Raw genomic sequence first — 21810 nt, forward strand, 5'->3', positions numbered from 1 at the left:
GCTGTATCGGCAGTACGTCGATATTCTTTAATGCCAACGATACTCAAGGCGACGGCGCGGCATCGCGATTCACCATTTACCGCGTTGCCGCCGGACTACGCGGCCCGTTGTCCGGCCGTCCCCGCTGCGCCCGTCTTGCCATGCGACGTCACCAGTGCGGCGGCATCGGCGCGATCGCGCTTCTCCAATGCCTCGACCAGCAATTGCCTGAAAATCTCGAACGGATGATGACCATGCCGTCCGACGAATTCCGCCATCGTTTCCGATACGGCGGCCGCCAGGGTTTTGGGCGTCAAGGTGCTGGCGATATGCGACGCGCCGCGCGCCACTTCGGCGGCGTAAAGCGATGCGTATCGGCCGATATCCTGATTGCGTACAACTGAGGGTGTGCGGTTCTTCGCCATGCCGTGTCTCTCGTCCGGTCTGTCTTTATCGGGCGCTGTCCGTTGCAGGACGGACAGCGCGGCACGACAACAGTTACGGCCGGAATCGCGCAATGGATGCACGCGAGGCGAAAAAAGTTCTGACGCGTCAGTAGGTCTTGTAGGGCAAGAACTTGCCGGACAGCACGACCTGCACACGGTCCCCCTTCGGATCGGACTGGCGCTGGATGTCCATCGAAAAATCGATCGCGCTCATGATGCCGTCGCCGAATTCCTCGTGGATCAGTTCCTTGATGGTCGTGCCGTACACGTTGACGATCTCGTACCAGCGGTAGATCAGCGGATCGGTCGGCACGGCGCCGGGCAGCGAGCCTTTGTACGGGACGATCTGCAACCACGCGACCGCTTCGTCGGGCAGTCCGAACAGTTCACCGACGGTCGTGGCCTGCGCCTTGTCGAACGTCATCTGACCGAGACAGGCGGCAGTCGTCCATTCCTTGCTCTGCCCGACCGCCTGGGCGACGTCGGCCCATTTGATGCCCTTCTGGACTTTCGCGGCAACGATCATGCGTGTGACGTCTTCCCGACTCTGGATCATTCGACACCTCCTGGAGATTGTGACCGGCAATGGGGTTCAGGCTCGAACATAGTATGGCAACGCCATTTTGTTCGCTCCAGACCGCGCATCGGTTTTGTCGTCCGTGGAGGTGGCGGAATTGCGCCGCGCGACCGCCCGAAGGCGGCTGCGGTTTTCAGGTCCAGTCAGATCAGGCGGCCTTGTACTGGTCGTCCTGTTCGCGCCACAACCGGCTGTCGGGGAACCAGAACGCGTCCGGTCGCGGCGGTGACGACAGCGTGACCGGCAATGACGGATTGAATATCTTCGACCACGCCGATAAATACGACGGCGTTTTCACGAGAAAGCCGCATCGGGACAGCAGCAAACTCGACACCAATGCCTCGCGGCCGATTTCAAGTCCGGGATAACCGCTGAAGTGAACCGGCAAATGACCGTTGGCGAGTAATCTGGCCGGCGCCACGCTGACCGGCTTGCCAAACGGCCATGCAACGAAGAAATCGATAAACGCCTGTTCGTCGCTTGAAACGAAAAGCCGGTCGAGATGGGGATTTTGCGCCAGCGTGGTTTCCACCAACCGGCAGAAATTCGACCACGGCACCGGAATTGCCTCGAATTTTTTATCCGTGCCTCTAAAATGCACGCCCAATGTCGAAGCGCCTATTTCGAGTTTCTCGCAAATTGAATCGACTTCGTTATTAATATATTTTGAAGGACGGAAATGCGAATAAAATAAATGACTGGCACTTGCGAGCTGTAACGCATTTTCGTATTTATGCCGGAATCCCAACTGGACCAGATCGCGAACCGTCGAGGTTCTGACTTTCTGTTTCGGCATCATCTCCGGTTGCGGCTGAACCGGCTCGAAAAATGCGGAGAACCAGTCTACCTTGCCGTGCGCGTCGCCATACAAGCCACGTCGGGCGGAGATCCGTGGTGCGAGGCTTTTCTCTTCGCAATACATCAGGATAAACAGCACCATCTGCATCACCGAAAAAAACCCCGAGTTTTCCTGAATCTCGACCGCGAATACACCGCGGTTCAGCCTTTGCATCGCGTGAAGCGACACCCGGCTCGGCATTGCGACCGAATACTTGAACCGCTCACTGCGGCGAATCTGCCTGGCGCGATCGACCACTTTTCTCAACATAACCCGACTCCCGCAATAATAGGGATTAACACCAGGCAAACCACAATCAGGAAATTTGAAACGCAGACGTACCCGGTTAAAGACGAATCCGATATTCGTCTGACCGTTCGAGATTAACGTTTTGCGTTTCCAGCAGAAAAGAGCGCCCCGAGCTTTCAGGTATTTTCTAATGCGCTTTCAGCATAACACCGGGCCATTCTTTGTTAAGTAGTGTTTGCCGCTTCTGTGACGTAACGAACAAATGACGGTATTGCTTACCTGAAACGCGAATTGCGTTATTCGGCCGGGCCGGCCGGGTCGGGATTATCCGCTTGATCCGACTCGATTTCTCGCATGGTTCCACCGGTTGCGCGGTAACGCGCGGGCGTGACGCCGACGATGCGTTTGAATACGCGCTGAAACGCGGCGTCCGATTGATAACCGACCATCTCGCCGATCTCGGCGACCGCGAGTCCCGATTCGACCAGCTTGCGGCCGGCGAGCGTCATCCGCACTTCGGTCAGGACGTCGGTGGCGGAGCGGCCGATCGCCTCCTGAAATTGCCGCACGAAGGTTGCGCGCGACATGTTGCAGCGCGCGGCGAACTGGTCGAGCGTCCATGCTTCGGCGGGCGATTCGAACATCGCCGACAGCGCCGGTTGCAGGCGCGGCCGTCCGGCGAGCGCGAGCAGCCCGTGCGGCGGCTGCGGCCCGGCGCTGGCAAAACGCAGCGTCAATGCAAACAGCGCCGCCGACAGATGGTTCACCAGCGTCTCGCTGCCCGGCGCTTCGTCGACAGCTTCGTCGCGCATCAGCTGGATCAGTTGCGACAGCCGCGAATCGCGGCCGTCCGTGCGGACCACGAGGCGCGGCGGCAAATGCTCGCGCAGCAGCCGGTCCGGCACCGCGCCGACGATAAACCTGCCGCACAGGATGTCGGCATGCTCGCCGCCGCCGTCGTTGCCGACCACCTTCAGCGACGCGCTGCGGTGCGCGACCGTCGGCGCGGGCGGCTGGCCGCTGCCGTCGTGAATCCGGTGCGCGTTGCCGGTCGGAAACAGGATGATGTCGCCCGCCGTCAGCGGTTCCGGCGCGGCGTCGTCGCGGTCGAGCACCGCGTGACCGGATACGAGGATGTGATACGGAATCTCGCGGACGGCCGCCCGGCCCGGCGCGATCGCCCACGGCGCGCCGAAATGGCATCGTTCGTCCAGACGGCCGCTGACGGGAATCAGCGAAAGGACTCGGCTAAGCAGATCCATACGGGGCGCGTGGGTGGCGGGATAGGCGTCGGTGACGGTGACGCGACAGCCGCGATTCTATCCGCGCGGCCCCGCTCCCGTGCGCCTGCGTGTCCGAACGGGCATCCCCGACCCGCCGTGCCCGCCGCGCGGGTCGCTCCGGCCGCGTTTAATGCCGCTCCGGATGCCGCAGCTTCGAATGATTGCGTCCGAACGACATGTAAATCACCATCCCGATCACCAGCCACACCACCAGCCGCATCCACGTAATCAGCGGCAAGCCGGACATCAGCAGCAGACAGAAGAGAATCCCGAGTACCGGCACGATCGGCACGCCCGGCGCGCGAAACGGCCGCTTCGCGCCGGAATCGCTGCGCCGCAGGTAGATCACCGCGCCGCACACGAGAATGAACGCAAACAAGGTGCCGATACTGACCATTTCGCCGAGCACGCCGATCGGCGTGAACGCCGCGACCAGCGCGACGATCGTGCCGATCATGATCTGGCTAAGATACGGCGTTTGCAGTCGCGGATGCACTTTCGCGAACACGCCCGGCAACAGGCCGTCCTGCGACATCGTGAAGAAAATCCGGCTCTGGCCGTACAGCAGCACCAGAATCACCGTGGTCAGCCCGGTCAGCGCGCCGATCTTGATCAGCACCGAAAACCACGTGACGCCGATCGCATCGACGCCCTTCGCGATCGGATCGGGCACGTTCAGTTGCGCATACGGCACGAGCCCCGTCAGCACGCCGGCCACGAGGATGTACAGGATCGTGCAGATCACCAGCGAGCCGAGAATCCCGATCGGCATATCGCGCTGCGGCTTCTTCGCCTCCTGCGCCGCCGTCGATACCGCGTCGAAGCCGATAAACGCGAAAAACACCACGGCCGAGCCGCGCAGGATGCCGCTCATCCCGAAGTTGCCGAACTCGCCGGTATTGGCCGGGATAAACGGATGCCAGTTGGCTGAATGCACGAAAAACGCGCCGATCGCGATAAACGCGACCACCACCACGAGTTTCACCGCGACCATGATGTTGTTGAGCCGGGCCGATTCTTTCGTGCCGAGCACGAGCATCGTCGTCAGGATCGCGATGATGAAGACGGCCGGCAGATTCACCACGCCGGTCACGGTCGTGCCGTCCGCGAGTTTGACCACGGTGCCCGCCGCGGCCGCCAGCCTGGGTGGAATCTCGATGCCCACGTTATGCAGCAGACTCACGATATACCCCGACCATCCGACCGCGACGGTCGCCGCGCCCATCGCATATTCGAGTATCAGGTCCCAGCCGATGATCCACGCGAACACTTCGCCGAGCGTGGCGTACGTGTAGGTGTAGCTGCTGCCGCACACCGGCAGCATCGCCGCCAGCTCCGAGTAGCACAAGCCGACGAACGCGCAGGCGATCCCACCCAGCACGAACGACAGGATGATGCTCGGTCCGGCGTACTGCGCGGCCGCCGTGCCGGTCAGCACGAAGATCCCGGCGCCGATGATCGCGCCGATCCCCATCGCGGTAATGCTGGTCGCGCCCAGCGTTTTCGACAGCGAATGTCCTCCCTCGACGTCCGCGCTACCTACGATGTCGGCGACGGATTTCCGCGCCATATAACTGGTATCGGCCATGATGAGTCATCTCGAACAGGGTTGTTGTTGGAAACGAATCGAATCAAATCAACCACTTCGATTCGTCCGGGACGAAAAGAGCGCTGATTGCCACGCGCCTCCCGACGCGTGCTGTCAATGACGTGCTATATCCAGATTTAAGGCGACGACGAATTCAGTCTAGTCGGAATTTCGGGGAACGTACCCGCCGATTCATCGCTCGTTTGAGCTATCTCATTTCACATTACGAAATTCAATCTCGTTTTACGCCGTGTAAAAGTAAATTCAGGCAAAATTCCACCTTTACTGCCGGTCCGTGACCTAGCCGGTGGCGTTTCCCAACCTATTTCTTGATTTCGAGCCAAGCAATGAGTAGCCAGCAACCCACCATCATCTACACCCTGACCGACGAAGCTCCCCTGCTGGCGACCAGTGCGTTCCTGCCCATCATTCGCACGTTCACGGCACCGGCGGGCATCGACGTCACCACCAGCGACATCTCCCTGGCCGGCCGTATCCTGGGCGAGTTCCCGGAGTTCCTGACCGAAGCGCAACGCGTCCCCGACAACCTCGCCGAACTCGGCAAGCTGACGCTGCTGCCGGAAACCAACATCATCAAGCTGCCGAACATCAGCGCATCGCAGCATCAGCTGGTCAGCGCGATCAAGGAACTGCAGGCAAAGGGCTACAAGATTCCGGATTTCCCGGAAGATCCGCAGACCGACGCTGAAAAGTCGATCCGCACGCGTTACTCGAAGTGCCTCGGCAGCGCCGTGAACCCGGTTCTGCGCGAAGGCAACTCGGACCGCCGCGCACCGGCCGCGGTCAAGAACTACGCGCGCAAGCACCCGCACAGCATGGGCGACTGGAGCATGGCGTCGCGCACGCACGTCGCTCACATGAAGCACGGCGACTTCTATCACGGCGAAAAATCGCTGACCGTCGAAAAGGCGCGCGACGTCAAGATGGAACTCGTGACGCAGGGCGGCAAGACCGTCGTGCTGAAGGAAAAGGTCAAGCTGAAAGACGGCGAGATCATCGACAGCATGTTCATGAGCAAGAAGGCGCTGTGCGACTTCTACGAAGAGCAGATGGAAGATGCGCGTCAGACCGGCGTGATGCTGTCGCTGCACGTGAAGGCGACCATGATGAAGGTGTCGCACCCGATCGTCTTCGGTCACGCAGTCAAGATTTTCTACAAGGACGCGTTCGCCAAGCACGGCAAGCTGTTCGACGAACTCGGCGTGAACGTCAACAACGGCCTCGTCAATCTGTACGAAAAGATCGAAACGCTGCCGTCGTCGCAACGTGAAGAAATCATCCGCGACATGCACGCATGCCACGAACATCGCCCGGAACTGGCAATGGTCGATTCGGCCAAGGGCATCTCGAACCTGCACGCACCGAACGACGTGATCGTCGATGCCTCGATGCCGGCCATGATCCGTATCGGCGGCAAGATGTGGGGCGCCGACGGTCGTCCGAAAGACACCAAGTGCCTGATTCCGGAAAGCACGTTCGCGCGCATTTACCAGGAAATCATCAACTTCTGCAAGACCAACGGCGCATTCGACCCGACCACGATGGGCACGGTGCCGAACGTCGGCCTGATGGCGCAGAAGGCGGAAGAATACGGTTCGCACGACAAGACGTTCGAAATCACCGAAGCCGGTGAAGCGCGCATCGTCGACGCCGCAACGGGCGAAGTGCTGCTGACGCAAAACGTCGAAGCCGGCGACATCTGGCGCATGTGCCAGGTCAAGGACGAACCGATCCGCGACTGGGTCAAGCTGGCCGTTACGCGCGCGCGCAATTCGGGTATGCCGGCCGTGTTCTGGCTCGACCCGTATCGTCCGCACGAAGCCGAACTGATCAAGAAGGTCGAAACGTACCTGAAGGATCACGACACCGCCGGCCTCGACATCCAGATCATGTCGCAAGTCCGCGCGATGCGTTACACGCTGGAGCGCGTGATTCGCGGCCTGGACACGATCTCGGTGACGGGCAACATCCTGCGCGACTACCTGACCGACCTGTTCCCGATCATGGAACTCGGCACCAGCGCGAAGATGCTGTCCATCGTTCCGCTGATGGCGGGTGGCGGCATGTACGAAACGGGCGCGGGCGGTTCGGCGCCGAAGCACGTCAAGCAACTGGTCGAAGAAAACCATCTGCGTTGGGACTCGCTGGGCGAATTCCTCGCGCTGGCGGTGTCGCTCGAAGATCTGGGCATCAAGACCGGCAACGCGAAGGCGAAACTGCTGGCCCGCACGCTCGACGCGGCAACCGGCAAGCTGCTGGACAACAACAAGAACCCGTCGCCGAAAACCGGTCAGCTCGACAACCGCGGCAGCCAGTTCTATCTGGCGATGTACTGGGCGCAGGAACTCGCCGCCCAGACCGACGACGCGGAACTGGCCAAGCTGTTCGCACCGCTGGCAAAGCAACTGGCCGACAACGAACCGAAGATCGTCGAAGAACTGGCGTCGGTTCAAGGCAAGGAAGTGGATATCGGCGGTTACTACAAGCCGGACTTCGACAAGCTGGCCGAAGTGATGCGCCCGAGCGCAACGCTGAACACGGCGCTGGCGTCGGTTCAGGCTTGAGGGGTTTGAATGTGCTGACGCTCGCATCGGCAGCGTCGTAGCAGCATCCGTCGTACGAACGGCCAGGCCGGGCAAGTGGTTTTTGCCCGGCCTGGCCGTTTTTTATTGCCCGCGCACATCGCGACTAGACCGGCACGTTGGTCGTGGACAGAATCTCCCTGAGCGTCACGAACGTACGGATCTGCCTGACGCCCGGCAGATACAGCAACTGCTCCGCATGCAGACGGTTGAAGCTGTCGCTGTCTTTCGTGCGCACCAGCATGAAATAGTCGAACTCCCCCGTCACCACGTGACACTCCATACAGCCTGACACCTTGCGCGCCGCTTTCTCGAAGTCGGAGAACGACTGCGGCGTCGAACGGTCGAGCACCACGCCGATCATCACCAGCATCCCTGCATCGAGCGCTTTCGGATCGAGCAGCGCGACGATCCCGCGTATCAGTCCCATTTCCTTCAGACGCTCGACGCGCCGCAGACACGCCGGCGCGCTCAGATTGACCTTCGCGGCCAGCGCCACGTTCGACACCGATGCATCGCGCTGCAGCTGCCGGAGGATCGCCCGATCCACCCGATCGATCTCCGGGCTTACCGGGCGTGCATCCGGCGCGGACGTACGAAATTTTCTTGCGGGCATGGCCTTTCTCACGAACTAAAAACAGGTCAAAAAATACGCTGGCCGATTAAATCTCGCAATTGGCCAATTTCTTCGCAAGCACGTTTCGTCGAAACCTTTCTAAGATTGTCTTCAACCCGCGTCGATGCGCGGCCCTTCTTGCCCACGGAGCCTTGCATGAACCTGAAGAAATTCCCCCGCCACGCCCTCACCTTCGGCCCGACGCCGATCCAGCCGCTGCGTCGTCTAAGCGAACATCTGGGCGGCAAGGTCGAGTTGTATGCGAAGCGCGAAGACTGCAACAGCGGTCTCGCGTTCGGCGGCAACAAGACCCGCAAGCTCGAATACCTGATCCCCGAAGCGATCGCGCAAGGCTGCGACACGCTGGTGTCGATCGGCGGCATCCAGTCGAACCAGACGCGCCAGGTCGCCGCCGTTGCCGCGCATCTCGGCATGAAGTGCGTGCTGGTGCAGGAGAACTGGGTGAACTATTCGGACGCCGTGTACGACCGCGTCGGCAATATCCAGATGTCGCGGATCATGGGCGCGGACGTGCGTCTGGTGGAGGACGGGTTCGATATCGGCTTCCGTAAAAGCTGGGAAGATGCGCTGGACAGCGTGCGTCAGGCCGGCGGCAAGCCGTATGCGATTCCGGCCGGTTGCTCGGATCATCCGCTGGGCGGCCTGGGCTTCGTCGGCTTTGCCGAAGAAGTGCGTCAGCAGGAAGCGGAACTCGGCTTCAAGTTCGATTACATCGTCGTGTGTTCGGTGACGGGCAGCACGCAGGCCGGGATGGTGGTCGGTTTCGCCGCCGACGGCCGCGCGGATCGCGTGATCGGCATCGACGCATCGGCGAAACCGGCGCAGACCCGCGACCAGATCTTCCGGATTGCGAAGAAAACCGCCGAACAGGTCGAACTGAATCGCGATATCGTTGCCGCGGATATCGTGCTCGACGAACGTTACGGCGGTCCCGAATACGGCTTGCCGAACGACGGCACGCTCGAAGCGATCCGCCTGTGCGCGAGGCTCGAAGGCATGCTGACCGATCCGGTGTACGAAGGAAAATCGATGCACGGGATGATCGATATGGTTCGACGCGGCGAATTCCCGGAAGGCTCGAAAGTGCTGTACGCACATCTCGGCGGCGTGCCCGCGCTCAACGGCTACAGCTTCCTGTTCCGCAACGGCTGAGCGCGTTACGCGCTCAGCGTCACCCTCCTGCGAGGACCGGCGTCATGCGAACCACAAGTGAATCACACGGCTGGACATGGCGCCGCGCCGCATCGGCGCTGACGCAAGTGTGCGTCGTCACCGACGGCACCGTGCCCGATCCGTTCGAGCACGCGTTGAGCGCGCAATTCGCGCAGTCGGCGCAAGTGTCGTTGCTGCATCTCGACGATCCGCACGCGGCGCATCGCGAATGGATCGCGGCGCACGAACCCCGGCGGGAACGCTGCGCGATCGAGCGCGCGCTTGCGCCGCTTCCGCCGAGTAGTCGCCTGCTGTTGTGCTCGCAGGATATCGCCGCGCTCGAATGGCTCGGCGGCGTGGTCGGCCAGAAAGTGTGCTTCGTTCACTGGCGGCCCGACGCGAATCCAGCCGCTCACGCGACGCAACTCGCGCTCGCTATCGACGCTGTCGAAGATGCATTGCGCGCATCGCTCGCCGAAAAATTCGGCGACAGTTACTGACGCATTCCGGCCCGGCACGACACGCCACACACCGTGCAAGCCGACGCGCCGCCTCTCCTCCGCACGCGAGCTTCGCTCGCGTCGTTGCCTGCCGTCAATTTTCCCGTCACGCGATAAAAGCGGTACATGTCCCCGCTAAAAACGTTCGCAACGCGTACAACGGTTCAGTTTCACTGCAAGGAAATCTGAAACCGGGTATGTTTCGACGCCACGAATACGACACGGCGTGCCCGTATTTCGCACACGATTCCCCGCATGTTCAGGAACCGTCAGCGTCGTGAAAGTAGAGTGAAAGAACCCGCGCGGCGATGCGGTTCGACAGCACGCAAACATAGAAAGACAGAAGCAGAGACCATGAATAAAAGAGACGTCGATAGTTCCCCTGCCACGCCCCCCGCGCGCCGTCCCGGCGTTGTCGCGGGACTGGTCTACGTGTTCGAGCAGGTGATGCCCGACCCGTTCGTGCTTTCAATCGGCCTGACGCTGGTGGTCAGTCTGCTTGCCGTCGCTTTCGCACCGCATGCGTCGTTACCGGTGATTCTCACGTCGTGGTACGGCGGCACCTTCGCGATTCTTGGCTTTGCATTGCAAATGATCCTGATCCTTGCGACCGGCTATGCGATCGCCGACGCGCCCGTCATCCAGCGCGGTCTGCGCGCACTCGCGTCGCGGGTGCAGACGCCCGCGCGCGCCGCGTTGCTGGTGTTCCCGATCGTCGCGCTTGCCGCGTGGCTGAACTGGGGACTCGGGCTGATCGTCGGTGCGTTGCTGTCGCGTGAAATCGCGCGTCGCGTGAAGGTCGATTTTGCGTGGCTGGTGGCCGGCAGCTATTCGGCGTGGTCGGTGTGCAATAGCGGTTTGTCGAGTTCGATCGCACTGTCGCAGGCATCGCACGGCAATGCACTGAACCTCGTCGAAAAAGCCACCGGTCATGTCGTGCCGTTGAGCACCACCGTGTTCGCGCCGTTCGTCATCGTGCCGACCGTGCTGGTGGTGGTCGTGATGACGGCGATCTTCATCTGGATGCATCCGAAAGCGGAACACGTGGTGCCCTTCACGGAAACACAAGGCGAAGGCAACGCCTCCGCCGATGCCGATCCGCATGCGCGTGGCGCAGCGCCGTCGTCGTTCGCGGCGCGTGCCGAACAGTCGATGCTCGGCACGCTGTTTCTGCTGTTGCTCGGCGTCGGTTATCTGGCGATGACGTGGCATGACAAAGGCTTCGAACTCGATATCAACACGACGATCCTGATCTTCCTGCTGGTCGGTCTCGCGCTGCAACGCACGCCGATCGCCTACGCCGACGCCATCCGCCGCGCCGCGCGCCAGACCGGTTCGATGCTGCTTCAGTATCCGGTCTATGGCGGCATCATGGGCATCATGACCGGCACCGGCCTCGCATCGACCATCGCGAAAACCTTCGTCGCGATTGCAACGCCCGTCACGCTGCCCGTGTGGAGTTTTCTGAGTTCGCTGATCATCACGCTGCTGATTCCGAGCGCGGGCGGTCACTGGGCCGTGCAAGGGCCGTTCGTGCTGCCCGCCGCGCTGAGTCTGCACGCGTCGGTGCCGCGCACCGCGATGGGCGTCGCAATGGCCGAAAACGTGTCGAACATGCTGCAACCGTTCTGGGCCGTGCCGGTCGTCGCGATTGCGGGGATCCGGATCCAGCGCGTGCTCGGCTATACGGCCGTGACGTTCGTGGTGTCGCTGGTGATTTACGCGCTGGCGTTGTGGCTGGTGCCGTAAGCATCCGCCGATAAATCCGGCTTCACGGCGCAACCCGACCGGCGCCCGCGTGTACGCGCGGGCGCCGGTTTGTCATCCGGCAGTGCAAAATCGCCATGTCCCCGTTCACAGGATGACACGCGATGACCACCCGTCCCTCGCCCGGCACCGCCGACACCTCTTCTTCGACGCCCGGCACGCCGCCGGTTCCCGGCCAGATCGTGCTGGTGCTGCAAGGCGGCGGCGCGCTCGGCGCCGTATCAGGCCGGCGTCTACCAGGCGCTGCACGACGCGAAGATCGAACCCGACTGGGTGATCGGCACGTCGATCGGCGCGATCAACGGCGCGCTGATCGCGGGCAATCCGCCCGAACACCGGCTGGCGCGCCTCGAACAGTTCTGGCACGGCGTCGCGCGGCCGGCGTCATCGACGGCCGGATGGCTGGCCGGTTTCGATCCCGGCTTCGACACGTGGTGCCGCGATCTGTCCATCGTCACACAAGGCGTACCGGGATTTTTCCGGCCACGCGCCGACGCGCTGGCCGGTGTGCGGGCGCACGTCGGTGCGCAGCGCGCCGCCTACTACGACACCGCGCCGTTACGCGACACGCTCGCGTCGCTGGTCGATTTCGATTATCTGAACCGGAAAAGCACCCGGCTGACCGTCGGAACGGTCAACGTGCGCAGCGGCCGGATGCGCTATTTCACCAATCGCGATGCACCGATGAATGTCGATCACGTGATGGCGTCGGCGGCATTTCCGCCGGGTTTTCCATCGGTCGAACTCGACGGCGAGCCGCATTGGGACGGCGGCATCTATTCGAACACGCCGCTCGAAGCCGTACTCGACGACCGGCCGCGTCACAGTTCGGTGATTTTCGCGGTCCAGTTGTGGCCGGCCAGCGGCCCCGAACCGGAATCGATCTGGCAGGTGATGAGCCGGCAACGCGACATCCAGTATTCGAGCCGCGCGGAAAGTCATCTGGAACGGCAGCGGCAGATTCATCGTCTGCGTCACGTGATTCGCGAACTCGGCGAGCATATTCCCGCCGCGTTGCGCGAATCGCCCGACATTCAGGCGCTGCTCGGCTGGGGATGCGGGACGACCATGCAGGTGATCGAACTCGACGCGCCCGCATTCAACGACGACGACCTGAACCGCGACATCGACTTCTCGACGGCCGGCGTCCAGCGACGCTGGACAGCCGGCTACGACGACACGTCGGCCACGCTGCGCGACGCGCCGTGGCAACAGGCGCCCGATCCGATGGAAGGCATTTCGATCTACCGGATGAAAGCCGCCACGCAATAAATCGCCACAATCCGCTTGCGCCACGCACCGCTCAAAAAATCTTTCATCTCGCGCGACGGATTTTCGCCGCCGCCGCGTTTAAGCACGGACAGACGCCGGTGCGCGTCTGCGGCACCGTGTAAAACGCACAGGGAGACGGGCAACGTGAAATCAGCGAGCGCAGCGGCACCGCGTCCCGGCCACGGCATCGGCCAACGCATCGGCCGACGCCCGCCGCGAGGCCGCACGCCTTGAGCGAACCCGATCCGGACGCGGAACTGGTCGCGCGGGTCGGCGTGCGCGATCCGGCCGCCATCCGCACGCTCGTCGCCCGCAAGCTGCCGCGCCTGCTGTCGCTCGCTACCCGTCTGCTGGGAGATCGCATGGAAGCCGAAGACGTCGCGCAGGAAGCGTTCGTGCGGATCTGGAAACAGGCGCCGTCGTGGCGATCCGACGAAGCGAAATTCGACACGTGGCTGCATCGCGTGGCGCTGAATCTTTGCTACGACCGTTTGCGCGGACAGCGCGAGCAACCCCTCGCCGAATTGCCCGATCTGCCCGACGAGGCCGATCCCGCCGCGCCGCCCGACGCCCGGCTCGAAAGCCGTGCGCGCGACGCGTCGGTGCGCGCCGCGCTGGCCGCATTGCCCGCCCGGCAACGCGAAGCGCTGGTGCTGAATTACTACCAGGAATTGTCGAATATCGAAGCCGCCGCGTTGATGGGCATCAGCGTGGACGCGCTGGAAAGCCTGCTCGCGCGCGCCCGTCGCAACCTGCGCGCTCAACTGGCCGGGAGCGGCCACCACGAGGACACGCCATGACGCCCGAAAGATTTCAGACCATCGTCGATGCATACGGCGCCAATCCGCGTCGCTGGCCGGACGCGGAGCGCGGCGCCGCGCAGGCGTGGGCGGACGCGAACCGTCGCGACGCGGACCGCCTGCTGGCCGCGTCGTCGCAACTGGACGACTGGCTCGCCAGCGATACGGTCGCGGCACCGGCGCGCGCGCTGGTCCAGCACATCGTCGAATCTGCGCCCGCGCCCGCTGGCGGCGAGCCGCGTGCAAGCGCGGCACGGCGGCGCTGGTGGTGGTCGGGTGCGGCGCTTGCCGGAGTCGGGCTGACGGGCGGTGTCGCCGGAGCGCTGGCGGTCTCGTTTTTCGTCGCGGCGGGCGCGGGCGCGATCAATCCGGCGGTCGCGGCATCGTCGTTCGGGCATGACGCGTCGTATCTGACGACCGGTTTCGGCGACGCCAGCGCCGACTGGAGCGGCGAATGAACGGCCGCGCATCGAAATTCGTGCTGGTGGGTTCGCTGGTGCTCAATGTGTTTCTGATCGGCGCGATGACCGGCGGCGCGTATCAATGGTTTGCCGCGCATCGCGCTGCCGTGGCGCCGCTCGCGGCGCAGCAGCGCGCGCTGCGTTTCGCGGCGGCGGATTTATCGCCGGAGCGCCAGCGCGCGTTTATAGACGGCCTGAAAGACGCGCGCCGTGAAGGACGACCCTTCGCCCGCGACGCTCGCGAAGGCCGCCGCGACGTGCTGCGTCTGCTGGCCGCGCCGCAACTCGACCGCACCGCGCTCGACGCCGCGCTGGCGCGCACCCGCGACGCCGACAGCGCATTGCGCGCGCGGGTCGAAAGCAGCGTCGCGGATTTCGCGGCGAGCCTGACGCCCGACGAACGGGTCCGTTTCGCGGACAGCCTGAAACAGCGCGGCCAGTGGCGCGAGCCGCAAGCGGCGACCTCCGCGCCACCATCGACATCGTCGGCACCGACCCGCGCGAACGCCGAATAATTTTTTTGCGCGAATCGTGCGCATCTCGCGACGGATTTGCCGGCGAGCGTCGTTTAACGATGTATCGAACCACCGGCAAAACCGTCATGGCCCTTCCCTCGAACAGCAACGCCGCCGCGATCGCGCTGAACCGCTTCGGGCTCGGCGCGCGTCCGGACGACACGCCGCCCGGTGATCCGAAACGATGGCTGATCGCGCAACTCGACGCCTACGACCCGCGTCCGGCCGCGTGGGCATCGCAGCCAGGCGCCGTCGCGCTCGCCACGGAACTGGCCGGACAGCGCCAGCAGACGCTGCAGAACGCCGGGCCGGCCGCACAACCGGATGCATCGGCGCAGCCCGACGCCAACCCCAAAACCGCCCGTCAGGCTGCGATGAAGGCGATGCGCGGCGAGATTCGCGAGGTCTACCGTTCGGCGGTGACTGCACGCGTCGATAGCGCGTTGACGACGGGTACGCCGTTCGTCGAACGGCTGGTGCATTTCTGGGCCAATCACTTCGCCGTCTCCACCGAAAAGCCCGCTGTCGCGGCACTGGCCGGCACGTTCGAAGCCGAAGCGATCCGCCCGCATGTGCTCGGCCGTTTCGACGACATGCTGGTCGCGGTCGAGCGTCATCCGGCGATGCAGGTGTTTCTCGACCAGACGCGTTCGGTCGGTCCGGACAGCGTTGCCGCGATGCGCGCCGCAGCGCGCGATCCCGAGCGCAAGCGCGGTCTCAACGAAAATCTCGCGCGCGAGATCATGGAGTTGCACACACTCGGCGCGCGCACCGGCTATACGCAAACCGACGTTACCGAATTCGCGCGCGCGCTGACCGGCTGGAGCGTCGCGGGCGTTCAGGGTGCGCAGACGAACGGCGCCGCGCCCGGCAGTTTCGTGTTCCGCACGGGCTTGCACGAACCGGGTGCGCGCACCGTGATGGGCCGCGTCTACGATCAGTCCGGCGAAGATCAGGCGCTCGCGGTATTGCATGATCTGGCGCGCTCGCCCGCCACCGCACAGCATCTCGCCGGAAAACTGGCCCGCCATTTCGTCGCGGACGACCCGCCGCCCGCGCTGACGCAACGACTCGCGGACGCCTTCACCCGCAGCAACGGCGATCTGCGCACCGTGTACCGGGCGCTGGTCGAATCGCCGGAAGCGTGGTCGCCGGTGGCGGTCAAGTTCAAGACGCCGTGGGACTGGGCGATCTCGTCGCTGCGCGGACTGGGCTGGCAGGATGCCGGCACGCTCCAGACCGCACCGCTGCTGACGCAACTCGGCCAGCCGGTCTGGCGGCCCGGCTCACCCGCCGGTTACGACGATATCGCCGCGAGCTGGGCCGCGCCGGATGCGCTGGTGCGGCGCGTCGAAGTCGCGCAACGGCTCGCCGCGCGCACCGGCGACCGGCTCGACGCGCGCACGCTCGGTCAGACGCTGCTCGCCGGTTCGCTTAGTCCATCGACGGGCGCGGCGGTATCGCGGGCCGAAAGCGCGTCGACGGCCATCGCATTGCTGCTGGTTTCGCCCGACTTTCAACGGAGATGAGCGCCATGCTTTCCCGCCGAACCTTCCTGCATTTTGCCGCTGCCGGCGCGGGCGCGATCCTCGCGTCGCCGCATATCGCGTTCGCAAACCTCGCCACCGACCGACGCTTCGTGTTCGTGATCCAGCGCGGCGCGGCCGACGGACTGAACATCGTCGTCCCGTATGCCGAACCGGACTACGCACGACTGCGCGGCGCCCTCGCGATCGACGCGTCGGCTGCGACCCGGCTCGATGGCACGTTCGCGCTGCATCCGGCGCTCGCGCAGACCGCGAAGCTGTACGCGGACCGCCAGGCGCTGTTCGTTCACGCGGTCGCGTCGCCGTATCGCGACCGCTCGCATTTCGACGGACAGAACGTGCTGGAGACGGGCGGCACGTCGCCGTATCAGGTGAAAGACGGCTGGTTGAACCGGCTGGTCACGTTGCTGCCGGTCACGCATGCAAACGCCATCGCGTTCGCGCCGACCGTGCCGATGGCGTTGCGCGGCAAGGCCGATGTGACGTCGTATGCGCCGTCCGGCCTGCCGCAAGCGCCCGACGATCTGTTGACGCGCGTCAGCCAGCTTTACGAACAGGACGCGCAATTGCGGCCGCTGTGGGAATCGGCGATGACGGCACGCGGTCTCGCGGGCGATGCGGGCGCGCGTCAGGACCCGGCGAGTCTGGGCAAGCTCGCGGCCAGTTTCCTGACCCGCGACGACGGCCCGCGCGTCGCGATGATCGAGACCGGCGGCTGGGACACGCATAGCGCGCAGAATCCGCGGCTCGCCAATCAACTGAAAGCGCTCGACACGATGATCGCGGCTTTACGCGACGGAATGGGCGCGGCGTGGGCGAAAACGACGGTGCTGGTCGCGACCGAATTCGGCCGGACCGCTGCGGCAAACGGAACCGGCGGCACCGATCACGGCACCGGTTCGGTGGCGATGGTGCTGGGCGGATCGGTTAAGGGTGGACGGGTGATCGCCGACTGGCCCGGCTTGCGACCCGGCGATCTGTATCAGGCCCGCGATCTGAAACCGACGACGGCGCTGGACGGTTTGATCGCCGGGGTCGCGGGCGAAGCGCTGGGGGTCGATCCGGGACGGGTGGCGCAGAACCTGTTTGGGCGGGACGCGGGCGTCCGCCCGATCAGCGGTGTGCTTGACGTTTGATGTGTTTTCTTTTGGGAGGGTGGTATGCGTTTGCGTTTGTTATCCGGGGTGGCTGGAATTGCGTGTGCGGTGTCGCTGGCGGCGTGTGTCGTCGAACCGGCAAGGCCGCCCCGGCCAGAACCGATGGTCGAAGTCGTGCCTGCGGCGCCCGCGCCGGGCTATCGATGGGTGAAGGGACATTACCGGTGGGAAGGCAACCACTGGGCGTGGGTGCGCGGACATTGGGTGGGCGGCTGATTGCCTGATAGGATTTTGGTTCGAGGCAGCCGCTTTAACCGGCGGTGCCGGTCGTCCTTTCATTATTATTTATAAGCGCCTTTTACGATGGCTGTCGTTCGCGATGATTTTGTCGATTACTGCGTCGAACTGCTCGGCGGTCCGGTCACGACTCGCGCCAAACGGATGTTCGGTGGCTATGGTTTGTATTTCGACGGACTCTTTATCGCGATCGTTTTCAATGATCAGCTTTATCTGAAAGCGAACGATGCAGGCGCTATTCTGTTCGAACAGGCGGGCGGAAGTCCATTACGGGTTCATGCTTCGGCGGAGCGCCCGATTCATCTGAAATACTGGTCGGTGCCGCCCGAAGCGATGGATTCCGCCGCGATGATCGAGCCGTGGCGGCGGCTTGCGGTCGAAGCCGCACTCGCAGCGCCCCCTAAAACACCGCGAAAGAAAAAGCCACGCGTTAAATCGCCGTGATTTTTCCGGCAACCGCTTTCACGCTTTTCTTTTCAAACTTTCAACGCGGTTTGTTTCGGCGCTTTTCGCTTCGCGAACAAGCGCCGATAACTTCACGCTGACACTCGCCAATAGTGCGAGCGCGCCCATCGTATCGAGAAACGCTGCGAGCATGACTGTCTCCGGGTTAATGGCTGAAATCTGGAGACCATCGTAGTGATAATGCGGAGGGTCCACAATGTGGCAATTCCAATGCTAGACTTCGCCGAAACCGAAGGGACACCATGCGTTTCGATTTAACCGATTTACGGCTGTTTGTGACTGTCGTCGAACTCGGCAGCCTGACGCGTGGCGCGCAAGCGATGAACCTCGCCCTGGCGTCGGTCAGCGAACGTGTGTCGGGCATGGAAGCGGCGCTCGGCACCGCGCTGCTCGAACGCGGCCGTCGCGGTGTGCAGCCCACGGCAGCAGGCAACGCGCTGGTGCGCCATGCACGGCTGATTCTCGGTCAGGTCGAACATATGCGCGGCGAAATGCATGCGTATGCATCCGGTCTCAAAGGGCGTGTCGAACTGCTGTCGAATACGGCGGCACTGGTCAGTTTTCTGCCGAGCCGGTTGCAACGCTTCCTCGCCGCCTATCCCGATCTTTCCGTCGATATCGACGAGCGGCCCAGCCAGGAGATCGTGCGCGCCGTCGCCGAAGGCAGCGCGGATATCGGCCTCGTCGCCGACATCACCGATCTCGCCAGCCTGCAAACGCATTTGCTTGCGCAAGACCAGTTGGTCGTGATCGCGGATCGCGCGCACCGGATTGCGGCGCTGTCACAGGTTGCATTCGCGGAGATCGTCGACGATGCGTTTATCGGTCTGAAAGACGCCGTGCTCGAAACGCATCTGGCCTATCGTGCGTCGCGCCTCGGTCGGCAGATCGAGTATCGCGTGCAATTGCGCAGCATCGAACACGTCGCGCGCATGGTCGAAGCGAATATCGGTCTCGCGATTTTGTCGGAAGCGTCCGCCGCGCAACTGCGCGAACCCGCGCTGGCAATCGTTCGTCTGTCGGACCCGTGGGCGACCCGCCGCCTGTATCTCTGCGCGCGCGATTTCACTACGCTGACGCCGCACGCGAAGCTGTTGGTCAGCCATCTGATCGATCTGCCCGACGACACCCTGCCCGAAGCGGCACGCGCCTGACCGGCACAGCGCCGCGTGACACCGAAGTCAAGCCGATTGCGCGTGGCGCGTGAACAGATCGCGAGCGATTTCGCATAACAACGTGGTGGACGGCGTGTTGTCCTGCAAGCGGCGGCTCATGATGATCGGCGACGACGCGCCCGCTTTCGACAACGCCCGATACTCGACCCCATGCGGCCGCAATCCCTCGACACTGCGCGGCACCAGCGTCACGCCGACCTGCGCGGCGACGAGTCCGAGCGCGGTCTGCAACTCGCGCACTTCGTGGATCGCGCGCGGTTCGAGCGCCTGATCGCGAAACGCCGACAGTTGCTGGTCCGCGAAACTCGGACGCGGCGTGCTCGGATAAATAATCAGCGTCTCTTGTGCGAGCGCGGCGAGATCGACGGGCGCCGCCCCCGCCGTCAACCGGTGCCCTTCCGGCAACGCCGCGATCAACGGCTCGTCGGTCAGCACCTCGCGGATCACCTGCGGATCGTCGAAACGCACGCGCCCAAAGCCGACGTCGATTCGCGCGCCTTTCAACGCGCCCAGTTGCTCGACGGTGAACATTTCGATCAGCGACACCTCGATCTTCGGCGCGGCCTCGCGAAACGCGCGGATCACCGCAGGCAGCGCGCCGTACAGCGTGGACGGCACGAACCCGATCACGATCCGCTCGGCCAGTTGCGCAAGCCGCCGCGTCAGTTGCGCGACTTCGTCGGCTTCATCGACCAGCCGTCTCGCATGCGTGTAGAAAATGCGCCCGGCTTCGGTGAGGCGCATCGGACGCACACCGCGCTCGAACAGCGGCAAGCCGACGTCTTCCTCGATCTGCTGGATCTGCCGGCTTAGCGGCGGCTGCGTCATGTTCAGCCGGTCGGCCGCACGCGTGAAATTCAGCTCTTCCGCAACGACGACGAAGTATCGAAACTGGCGCAGTTCCATCTAGACTCCGGCGCCGGAAAAGAACACGAAACCGGTTCTGACGCGCGCGCGCAGTGGTGCGTGGCATTGATTCTGTGAAGACAGCATGCTTGCGGATCGAGTGAAAGGAGTAGACGCCGAAATGAGTGGGGTCGATGTTCCCACAAATCGGCGCATACCGGCTTCCGCTGAACAACGGTGGGCGGCAGGTCGACGGTGACGTGTTAGCGCGCGGTCCGCCAGCGTGCGTATCGCCGCCGCAGAGAACCCGCCGTATCGGCGCGATCGGCTGGCGTTGCTGTCACCGCCTCCGCGCGACCGCCGTGAGTCCGTGCTCCGTGCGACGCGAGCGCGGCGAGCGTCTTGCCAGCGTATATCGCCGGACGCTCGATCAGCGAGTACGCCAGCGCGCCGACCGGAATGATCGCCGCAGCCGCGACGCACAGCGCCGTGGCCGGTTGCGCGTCGGCCATCAGATGCAGCACCGTGAACAGCACCACGCTATGCAGCAGATAGACGCTGTATGAAATCTTACCGAGGAACAGCAGCGGCTTGATCGACAACGCGTTGGCGAACGGCCGCAACGAGATCGCGAGCGCAATCACGCCGACGATCATCGGCGTAATCGACCAGTCGAAAATAAAGCCGCTAGCCGGACTGCCGATCCGGAAATCGACCGGCACCCACGCGCGAAACATCACGCGCGGCAAGCTCAGACAGACGATGGTGAGCGGCACTTTCCAGCGCGTGCCGTCGCCGAACCACGCGACGATCCGCCGACGATGAAGCGCGAGCAACGCGCCCGCGACGAACATCGACAGATAGTGCAGCGTGGGCATCCATTCGGCATTCACGCTGGCCTGAATCAGCACCGCGCCGTCACCGAGCTGATACACGAACGCGATCAGCGACAAAGCCGCCGCAATCGCCACCGACCACGCGACGCGCAACCGGCACACCGCCCACACGACCAGCGGAAAAATCAGCGAAATCCGCATCTCGTAGACCAGCGACCACAACACCGGATTCAGTTCACGCGTATCGAACGGCGCGATAAACAGCGCATGCCGCGCGAGATCGATCCACGACACGTGCGCCGGCCAGCTTTCGTTCAGCCAGCGCCCGGCCCACGTTACATCGCGCCCTTCGCTGAGCCGGTACAGACCATACGCAAGCGCGACGGCCGCCAGATACGGCAGATAAATCCGGCACACGCGCTTGATCCAGTACTCGACATAGCCCAGAGGTCGCGACGCGGTCAGTTGCAACGTCAGCACGAAGCCACTCAGCACGAAGAACAGGATCACCGCTTCATGACCGGCGCCGAGCACGCGCGGCGGGCCGGCGCGCAGCCAGCCCATCGGTTGCAGATAACTGAAGTGCGAGAACACGACTGCGAGTGCGGCGATGCCGCGCAGCGCATCGAGTTGCTGAAAGCGGATCGAATCGCTCATGCGGCATCGTTCCATTGAACTGCGGTCGCGAATGATCGGCAAGCCGTCGGATCGGCCATCGCGATCGGAAACCCCGCACTTTCAGGGTGTCCTTACTATAGACAATTCATCGGCGTATCCGTCTGTTGCCGCACCAGATGGACGAAATGGCTGAAGTTTGGCGGATATCGATTGCGACCTGATTGCCTGCATCCAGCGCACAGCCAAATTGATATAGCGATCG

At 63.5% G+C, this 21810-nt stretch carries 21 protein-coding genes and 1 pseudogene; 13 read left to right on the forward strand and 9 right to left on the reverse strand.

Annotated features, from left to right (window positions below):
- Positions 1–95: 95 nt before the first annotated feature.
- The 5 genes from PW947_RS18050 to PW947_RS18070 form a co-directional block, all read right to left on the reverse strand.
- Positions 96–404, reverse strand: coding sequence for a hypothetical protein (locus PW947_RS18050; RefSeq protein WP_299633727.1), 309 nt, complete (start codon positions 402–404; stop codon positions 96–98).
- A gap of 127 nt (positions 405–531) precedes the next feature.
- The gene (cynS, locus tag PW947_RS18055; RefSeq protein WP_299633728.1) at positions 532–981 is read right to left on the reverse strand and encodes a cyanase; all 450 of its coding nucleotides are present in this window, start codon (positions 979–981) and stop codon (positions 532–534) included.
- 169 nt (positions 982–1150) lie between these two features.
- Positions 1151–2110 carry a hypothetical protein gene (locus tag PW947_RS18060; protein WP_299633729.1) on the reverse strand — a complete coding sequence of 320 codons (960 nt, stop codon included), beginning with the start codon at positions 2108–2110 and terminating at the stop codon, positions 1151–1153.
- A gap of 275 nt (positions 2111–2385) precedes the next feature.
- Positions 2386–3351, reverse strand: a complete 966-nt coding sequence (locus PW947_RS18065; RefSeq protein WP_299633730.1) for an AraC family transcriptional regulator — start codon at positions 3349–3351, stop codon at positions 2386–2388.
- A 148-nt stretch (positions 3352–3499) separates the two neighbouring features.
- On the reverse strand, positions 3500–4960 hold the full coding sequence (locus PW947_RS18070; protein ID WP_299633731.1) for an amino acid permease: 1461 nt from the start codon (positions 4958–4960) through the stop codon (positions 3500–3502).
- A gap of 347 nt (positions 4961–5307) precedes the next feature.
- Here PW947_RS18070 and PW947_RS18075 point away from each other — a divergent pair, with 347 nt between their 5' ends.
- Positions 5308–7545, forward strand: coding sequence for an NADP-dependent isocitrate dehydrogenase (locus tag PW947_RS18075; protein WP_299633732.1), 2238 nt, complete (start codon positions 5308–5310; stop codon positions 7543–7545).
- A 124-nt stretch (positions 7546–7669) separates the two neighbouring features.
- On the opposite strand, the gene PW947_RS18080 is transcribed toward PW947_RS18075, so the two are convergent.
- Positions 7670–8179: an Lrp/AsnC ligand binding domain-containing protein gene (locus PW947_RS18080; RefSeq protein ID WP_299633733.1), complete on the reverse strand. Its 510-nt coding sequence runs from the start codon at positions 8177–8179 to the stop codon at positions 7670–7672.
- A 156-nt stretch (positions 8180–8335) separates the two neighbouring features.
- On the opposite strand from PW947_RS18080, the gene PW947_RS18085 reads away from it, so the two are divergent.
- From PW947_RS18085 to PW947_RS18135, 11 genes and pseudogenes are all read left to right on the forward strand, one after another.
- Positions 8336–9352 carry a 1-aminocyclopropane-1-carboxylate deaminase gene (locus tag PW947_RS18085; protein ID WP_299633734.1) on the forward strand — a complete coding sequence of 339 codons (1017 nt, stop codon included), beginning with the start codon at positions 8336–8338 and terminating at the stop codon, positions 9350–9352.
- Positions 9353–9396: 44 nt separating this feature from the next.
- Positions 9397–9852 (forward strand): hypothetical protein, encoded by a 456-nt coding sequence (locus PW947_RS18090; RefSeq protein ID WP_299633735.1) that lies wholly within the window; start codon positions 9397–9399, stop codon positions 9850–9852.
- 354 nt (positions 9853–10206) lie between these two features.
- A complete protein-coding gene (locus PW947_RS18095) occupies positions 10207–11601 on the forward strand; it encodes a TIGR00366 family protein (protein ID WP_299633736.1) in 1395 nt (464 codons plus the stop codon).
- Between the two features lie 122 nt (positions 11602–11723).
- Positions 11724–12891: pseudogene (locus PW947_RS18100) on the forward strand (patatin-like phospholipase family protein).
- A 149-nt stretch (positions 12892–13040) separates the two neighbouring features.
- Positions 13041–13691: an RNA polymerase sigma factor gene (locus PW947_RS18105; protein ID WP_299633862.1), complete on the forward strand. Its 651-nt coding sequence runs from the start codon at positions 13041–13043 to the stop codon at positions 13689–13691.
- Complete coding sequence (locus PW947_RS18110) at positions 13688–14149, forward strand: hypothetical protein (protein ID WP_299633737.1); 462 nt, start codon at positions 13688–13690, stop codon at positions 14147–14149. Before PW947_RS18105 ends, PW947_RS18110 begins: the two co-directional genes overlap by 4 nt.
- Entirely contained in the window at positions 14146–14667 is a 522-nt protein-coding gene (locus PW947_RS18115; protein WP_299633738.1) for a periplasmic heavy metal sensor, read from the forward strand. The genes PW947_RS18110 and PW947_RS18115 overlap by 4 nt, the downstream gene beginning before the upstream one ends.
- A gap of 86 nt (positions 14668–14753) precedes the next feature.
- A complete protein-coding gene (locus PW947_RS18120) occupies positions 14754–16196 on the forward strand; it encodes a DUF1800 domain-containing protein (RefSeq protein WP_299633739.1) in 1443 nt (480 codons plus the stop codon).
- A gap of 5 nt (positions 16197–16201) precedes the next feature.
- Positions 16202–17350 (forward strand): DUF1501 domain-containing protein, encoded by a 1149-nt coding sequence (locus PW947_RS18125; RefSeq protein WP_299633740.1) that lies wholly within the window; start codon positions 16202–16204, stop codon positions 17348–17350.
- 24 nt (positions 17351–17374) lie between these two features.
- The gene (locus tag PW947_RS18130; protein WP_299633741.1) at positions 17375–17587 is read left to right on the forward strand and encodes a YXWGXW repeat-containing protein; all 213 of its coding nucleotides are present in this window, start codon (positions 17375–17377) and stop codon (positions 17585–17587) included.
- A gap of 87 nt (positions 17588–17674) precedes the next feature.
- The gene (locus tag PW947_RS18135) at positions 17675–18052 is read left to right on the forward strand and encodes a TfoX/Sxy family protein (RefSeq protein ID WP_299633742.1); all 378 of its coding nucleotides are present in this window, start codon (positions 17675–17677) and stop codon (positions 18050–18052) included.
- A gap of 18 nt (positions 18053–18070) precedes the next feature.
- Here PW947_RS18135 and PW947_RS18140 read toward each other — a convergent pair whose 3' ends face one another.
- Positions 18071–18205 carry a hypothetical protein gene (locus PW947_RS18140; RefSeq protein WP_299633743.1) on the reverse strand — a complete coding sequence of 45 codons (135 nt, stop codon included), beginning with the start codon at positions 18203–18205 and terminating at the stop codon, positions 18071–18073.
- Positions 18206–18315: 110 nt separating this feature from the next.
- Between PW947_RS18140 and PW947_RS18145 the strand changes: the two genes are divergently transcribed.
- A complete protein-coding gene (locus PW947_RS18145) occupies positions 18316–19227 on the forward strand; it encodes a LysR family transcriptional regulator (RefSeq protein WP_299633744.1) in 912 nt (303 codons plus the stop codon).
- A 27-nt stretch (positions 19228–19254) separates the two neighbouring features.
- Here the strand turns inward: PW947_RS18145 and PW947_RS18150 are convergent, their stop codons facing one another.
- Together PW947_RS18150 and PW947_RS18155 are read right to left on the reverse strand one after the other, a co-directional pair.
- On the reverse strand, positions 19255–20154 hold the full coding sequence (locus tag PW947_RS18150; protein WP_299633745.1) for a LysR family transcriptional regulator: 900 nt from the start codon (positions 20152–20154) through the stop codon (positions 19255–19257).
- Between the two features lie 203 nt (positions 20155–20357).
- Positions 20358–21587: an acyltransferase gene (locus PW947_RS18155; protein ID WP_299633746.1), complete on the reverse strand. Its 1230-nt coding sequence runs from the start codon at positions 21585–21587 to the stop codon at positions 20358–20360.
- Between the last annotated feature and the right edge of the window lie 223 nt (positions 21588–21810).

Origin of the sequence: Paraburkholderia sp. (assembly GCF_028283785.1) — a bacterium.
Taxonomy (GTDB): Bacteria; Pseudomonadota; Gammaproteobacteria; order Burkholderiales; family Burkholderiaceae; genus Paraburkholderia.

What these genes read in the sequence shown, in the direction of transcription:
- PW947_RS18050 (WP_299633727.1), bottom strand. Translation starts at nt 404, where the DNA reads ATGGCGAAGAACCGCACACCCTCAGTTGTACGCAATCAGGATATCGGC.
- cynS (WP_299633728.1), bottom strand. Translation starts at nt 981, where the DNA reads ATGATCCAGAGTCGGGAAGACGTCACACGCATGATCGTTGCCGCGAAA.
- PW947_RS18060 (WP_299633729.1), bottom strand. Translation starts at nt 2,110, where the DNA reads ATGTTGAGAAAAGTGGTCGATCGCGCCAGGCAGATTCGCCGCAGTGAG.
- PW947_RS18065 (WP_299633730.1), bottom strand. Translation starts at nt 3,351, where the DNA reads ATGGATCTGCTTAGCCGAGTCCTTTCGCTGATTCCCGTCAGCGGCCGT.
- PW947_RS18070 (WP_299633731.1), bottom strand. Translation starts at nt 4,960, where the DNA reads ATGGCCGATACCAGTTATATGGCGCGGAAATCCGTCGCCGACATCGTA.
- PW947_RS18075 (WP_299633732.1), top strand. Translation starts at nt 5,308, where the DNA reads ATGAGTAGCCAGCAACCCACCATCATCTACACCCTGACCGACGAAGCT.
- PW947_RS18080 (WP_299633733.1), bottom strand. Translation starts at nt 8,179, where the DNA reads ATGCCCGCAAGAAAATTTCGTACGTCCGCGCCGGATGCACGCCCGGTA.
- PW947_RS18085 (WP_299633734.1), top strand. Translation starts at nt 8,336, where the DNA reads ATGAACCTGAAGAAATTCCCCCGCCACGCCCTCACCTTCGGCCCGACG.
- PW947_RS18090 (WP_299633735.1), top strand. Translation starts at nt 9,397, where the DNA reads ATGCGAACCACAAGTGAATCACACGGCTGGACATGGCGCCGCGCCGCA.
- PW947_RS18095 (WP_299633736.1), top strand. Translation starts at nt 10,207, where the DNA reads ATGAATAAAAGAGACGTCGATAGTTCCCCTGCCACGCCCCCCGCGCGC.
- PW947_RS18110 (WP_299633737.1), top strand. Translation starts at nt 13,688, where the DNA reads ATGACGCCCGAAAGATTTCAGACCATCGTCGATGCATACGGCGCCAAT.
- PW947_RS18115 (WP_299633738.1), top strand. Translation starts at nt 14,146, where the DNA reads ATGAACGGCCGCGCATCGAAATTCGTGCTGGTGGGTTCGCTGGTGCTC.
- PW947_RS18120 (WP_299633739.1), top strand. Translation starts at nt 14,754, where the DNA reads ATGGCCCTTCCCTCGAACAGCAACGCCGCCGCGATCGCGCTGAACCGC.
- PW947_RS18125 (WP_299633740.1), top strand. Translation starts at nt 16,202, where the DNA reads ATGCTTTCCCGCCGAACCTTCCTGCATTTTGCCGCTGCCGGCGCGGGC.
- PW947_RS18130 (WP_299633741.1), top strand. Translation starts at nt 17,375, where the DNA reads ATGCGTTTGCGTTTGTTATCCGGGGTGGCTGGAATTGCGTGTGCGGTG.
- PW947_RS18135 (WP_299633742.1), top strand. Translation starts at nt 17,675, where the DNA reads ATGGCTGTCGTTCGCGATGATTTTGTCGATTACTGCGTCGAACTGCTC.
- PW947_RS18140 (WP_299633743.1), bottom strand. Translation starts at nt 18,205, where the DNA reads ATGCTCGCAGCGTTTCTCGATACGATGGGCGCGCTCGCACTATTGGCG.
- PW947_RS18145 (WP_299633744.1), top strand. Translation starts at nt 18,316, where the DNA reads ATGCGTTTCGATTTAACCGATTTACGGCTGTTTGTGACTGTCGTCGAA.
- PW947_RS18150 (WP_299633745.1), bottom strand. Translation starts at nt 20,154, where the DNA reads ATGGAACTGCGCCAGTTTCGATACTTCGTCGTCGTTGCGGAAGAGCTG.
- PW947_RS18155 (WP_299633746.1), bottom strand. Translation starts at nt 21,587, where the DNA reads ATGAGCGATTCGATCCGCTTTCAGCAACTCGATGCGCTGCGCGGCATC.